Origin of the sequence: Streptomyces sp., from assembly GCF_031178505.1 — a bacterium.
GTDB lineage: Bacteria > Actinomycetota > Actinomycetes > Streptomycetales > Streptomycetaceae > Streptomyces > Streptomyces gulbargensis.
This window is the reverse complement of sequence record NZ_JAPSIW010000681.1, coordinates 1-3,821: the sequence shown is the minus strand read 5'-3', so window position 1 is coordinate 3,821 and position 3,821 is coordinate 1. Positions and strand designations below refer to the sequence as shown.

Below are 3,821 nucleotides of genomic sequence, written 5' to 3'. Positions count from 1 at the left end.
GCCGGGCTCGCCTGCGCGGTCTCCGCCGCCGAGCGCGGCCACTCCGTCACCCTCTTCGACGCCGCCGCCGAGATCGGCGGCCAGCTGAACATCGCCAAGCGCGTGCCGGGCAAGGAGGAGTTCGACGAGACCCTGCGCTACTTCCGGGTCCAGCTCGGCGAACGCGGTGTCGACGTCCGCCTGAACACCCCCGTCGCCGCCGGTGACCTCGCGGACTACGACGAGGTCGTCGTGGCCACCGGCGTCAGCCCGCGCTCCCCCGGCATCGCGGGCGAGGACCACCCGAGCGTCCTCAGCTACCTGGACGTGCTGCGGGACGGCGCGCCGGTCGGCGAGCGGGTCGCGATCATCGGCGCGGGCGGCATCGGCTTCGACGTCGCCGAGTTCCTCACCGACGGCGGCGAGGGCGCGAGCCAGGACCCCGAGACGTACTTCCGCCAGTGGGGTGTCGACACCTCGTACGAGAACCGGGGCGGACTGCGCACCCCCGAGCGGAACGCCCCGCCGCGCCAGGTGCACCTGCTCCAGCGCAAGACCAGCAAGGTCGGCGCGGGACTCGGCAAGACGACCGGCTGGATCCACCGCACCGAGCTGAAGCACCGGGGCGTGGCGATGGTGGCGGGCGCGTCGTACGAGCGGATCGACGACGAGGGGCTGCACCTGACGATCGACGGCGAGCCGCAGGTGCTGCCGGTCGACACGGTGGTGCTCTGCGCCGGGCAGGAGCCGAAGCGGGACCTGTACGAGGAGCTGGTGGCCGCGGGCCGTACGGCGCACCTCATCGGCGGTGCCGACGTGGCCGCCGAGCTGGACGCCAAGCGCGCGATCGACCAGGGGACGCGGCTCGCCGCCACCCTCTGACCCGTCCCCGGCCCCGGTGGCCGGCCCGTGAACCGTCCGCGGAGCGCGGGGCGGCCGAACCTAGGATGCGAGCATGTCCCTCCCGCACGCGATCCTCACCGCCCTGCTCGAGAAGCCGTCCTCCGGTCTCGAACTGACGCGCCGCTTCGACAAGTCGATCGGCTACTTCTGGTCGGCCACGCACCAGCAGATCTACCGGGAGCTCGGGAAGCTGGAGCAGGCGGGGCACATCCGGGCCCTGCCGGCTCCGGTTCCGGTGCGCGGGCAGCGCAAGGAGTACGAGGTGCTGCCCGCGGGCCGCGCCGAACTGAGCGCGTGGGTGGCCAGGACGGAGGACCCGAAGCCGATGCGCTCGGCGCTGCTGCTGCGCATGCGGGCGGCGGCCGTGGTGGGCTCCGCCGGCCTGCGGGCCGAGCTGGAACGGCACCTCTCCCTGCACCAGGGGCAGTTGGCGGAGTACCTGGCGATCGAGGAGCGGGACTTCCCGCCGGAGCGGCGGGGGTCGGAGCCGGACCGGCTGCGTCATCTCGTGCTGCGGGGCGGGGTCGAGCTGGAGCGGTTCTGGGTGGAGTGGCTGACCGGGGCCCTGGCGGAGCTGGGGCCGGAGGAGGAGCGGCCCGCCCCCTGAACCCCACCTCCCCCGTTGTTCATGGAAATCATTTTCATGTAGCGTGGCCGCCACGTTCCCGACGACGGAGGTCCGTTTCCCATGGCCGTGCCCAAGCGCAGGATGTCCCGCTCCAACACCCGCCACCGCCGCTCCCAGTGGAAGGCCACCACCCCGCAGCTGGTCCCCGTCACCGTCGACGGCGTGGTCCACCGCGTCCCGCAGCGCCTGGTCGCGGCGTACGAGCGCGGTCTGCTGCGGCCGGAGGGCTGAGCGGGCGGGCCCCGGGCCCCGGACGGCGGCGCACGCGCCGGACCCGGGAGGGGGTCCGGCGCGCGCACGGAGGAAGGAGCGGGACGGCCCGGCCTCACACCTCCCCCTTCGCCGCCTTCCGCCACGCGGCGTCCCGCAGCAGCCGCAGGCCGTTCAGGCCGACGAGGACGGTCGAGCCCTCGTGGCCCGCGACACCGAGGGGCAGCGGGAGGTGGCCGGCGAGGTCCCAGACGACCAGGACGCCGATGCAGACCCCGGCGATCACCAGGTTCTGCACCACCAGCCGGCGGGCGCGGCGGGAGAGGGCCACCACGGCGGGGATCGCCGCGAGTTCGTCGCGGACGACGACCGCGTCGGCGGTCTCCAGGGCCAGGTCGGAACCGGCCCGGCCCATCGCGATGCCCGCGTGGGCGGCGGCCAGGGCGGGCGCGTCGTTGACACCGTCCCCGACGACCAGCACCTTCGCGCCCGCCCGCTCCCACTCCCGTACCGCTTCGGCCTTCTCGTGCGGGAGGAGCCCGGCGCGGACGTCGGCGATGCCGGTCTCGGCGGCGATGCGGCCGGCGGAGCCCGCGTTGTCGCCGGTCAGCAGGGCGGGCGCCGTGCCGGTGAGCCGGGCGAGGGCACGGACCGCCTCGGGGGCGCCGTCGCGCAGCCGGTCGGAGAGTTCCAGGACGGCGGCGGGCGCTCCGTCCACGAGGACCTCGACGGCCGTGTCGGCGTGGGTGCCCGGCGCCCTGCGGACCCGCACCTCCCGGCCGTCGACCACGGCCCGTACGCCCGTGCCCGGTTCGGAGGAGAAGTCGCTCGCCTCGGGCAGGCGCAGGCCGCGGGCGCGTGCCTCGGCGACGACGGCGCGGGCGACCGGGTGCTCGCTTTGGAGTTCGGCCGCGGCGGCGAGGGCGAGGGCCTTCTCGTCGCCGTGCACGGCGGTCACCCGGGGCGTCCCCTCGGTCAGGGTGCCGGTCTTGTCGAGGGCGACCCGGTCGGCGGCGCCGAGCCGCTCCATCACGACGGCCGACTTGACGAGGACGCCGTGGCGTCCGGCGGTGGCGATGGCGGAGAGCAGGGGCGGCATGGTGGCGAGGACGACCGCGCACGGCGAGGCCACGATCATGAAGGTCATGGCGCGGAGCAGGGCCTCGGTGACGTCGCCGCCGAGGAGGACGGGCAGGCCGAAGACGGCGAGGGTGGCGACGACGACGCCGACCGAGTAGCGCTGTTCGACGCGCTCGACGAACAGCTGGGTGGGGGCCTTGGTGGCGCTCGCCTCCTCGACGAGGGCGACGATCCGGGCGATCACCGAGGCGGAGGCGTCCTTGCCGACGCGGACGCGGAGCGCCCCGGCGCCGTTGAGGGTGCCGGCGAAGACCTCGTCGCCGGGGGCCTTGGCGGCGGGCAGCGGTTCGCCGGTGATGCTCGCCTGGTCGACGTCGCTGGTGCCGTGCACGACGGTGCCGTCGGCGGGGAGGCGCTCACCGGGGCGTACGAGCACGGTGTCGCCGACCGCGAGGGCGGTGGCCTCCACGGTCTCCTCCCCCGCGGCGGTGAGGCGGACCGCGGTGGCGGGGGTGAGGTCGAGCAGGCCGCGGACGGAGTCGGCGGTGCGGCGGGTGGCGAGCGCCTCCAGGGCTCCGGAGACGGCGAAGATGACGATGAGCAGGCCGCCGTCGAGGTACTGGCCGATGGCGGCGGCCCCGAGGGCGGCGACCACCATGAGCAGGTCGACGTCGAGGGTCCGCTCACGCAGGGCGCGCAGGCCTTCCCGTCCGGGTTCCCAGCCGCCGGCGGCGTAGCAGACGGCGTAGAGCGGGCCCCAGGCCCAGGCGGGCGCGCCGGCGAGGTCGAGCGGGAAGGCGAGGAGGAAGGCGAGGGCGGCCAGAGCCGCCCAGCGCACCTCGGGCAGGGCGGTGGCGCGCGTGCGCCGCGCCGGCGGGGGTGTGCGGACGGGCGGCGGGGCCTGCGCGGCGGCGAGCTCCGGGACGGCCATGGAAGGGACCTCTTTCGGGCGGGGAGGGAAGGAGGAGGGCACCACCATACCCGAACACATGAAGAGGTCTTCACGTATTGACATACGAGC

At 75.2% G+C, this 3,821-nt stretch carries 4 protein-coding genes; 3 read left to right on the top strand and 1 reads right to left on the bottom strand.

Going from position 1 to position 3,821, the window contains the following annotated elements:
* The 3 genes from RIF68_RS30405 to rpmF form a co-directional block, all read left to right on the top strand.
* A partial coding sequence (locus tag RIF68_RS30405) for an FAD/NAD(P)-binding oxidoreductase (protein ID WP_309054491.1) occupies positions 1–861 on the top strand: 861 nt, incomplete at its 5' end.
* A 73-nt stretch (positions 862–934) separates the two neighbouring features.
* The gene (locus RIF68_RS30400; RefSeq protein ID WP_309054490.1) at positions 935–1,489 is read left to right on the top strand and encodes a PadR family transcriptional regulator; all 555 of its coding nucleotides are present in this window, start codon (positions 935–937) and stop codon (positions 1,487–1,489) included.
* A gap of 81 nt (positions 1,490–1,570) precedes the next feature.
* On the top strand, positions 1,571–1,741 hold the full coding sequence (gene rpmF / locus RIF68_RS30395) for a 50S ribosomal protein L32 (protein WP_309054489.1): 171 nt from the start codon (positions 1,571–1,573) through the stop codon (positions 1,739–1,741).
* Positions 1,742–1,835: 94 nt separating this feature from the next.
* On the opposite strand, the gene RIF68_RS30390 is transcribed toward rpmF, so the two are convergent.
* Positions 1,836–3,731 carry a heavy metal translocating P-type ATPase gene (locus RIF68_RS30390; RefSeq protein WP_309054488.1) on the bottom strand — a complete coding sequence of 632 codons (1,896 nt, stop codon included), beginning with the start codon at positions 3,729–3,731 and terminating at the stop codon, positions 1,836–1,838.
* Between the last annotated feature and the right edge of the window lie 90 nt (positions 3,732–3,821).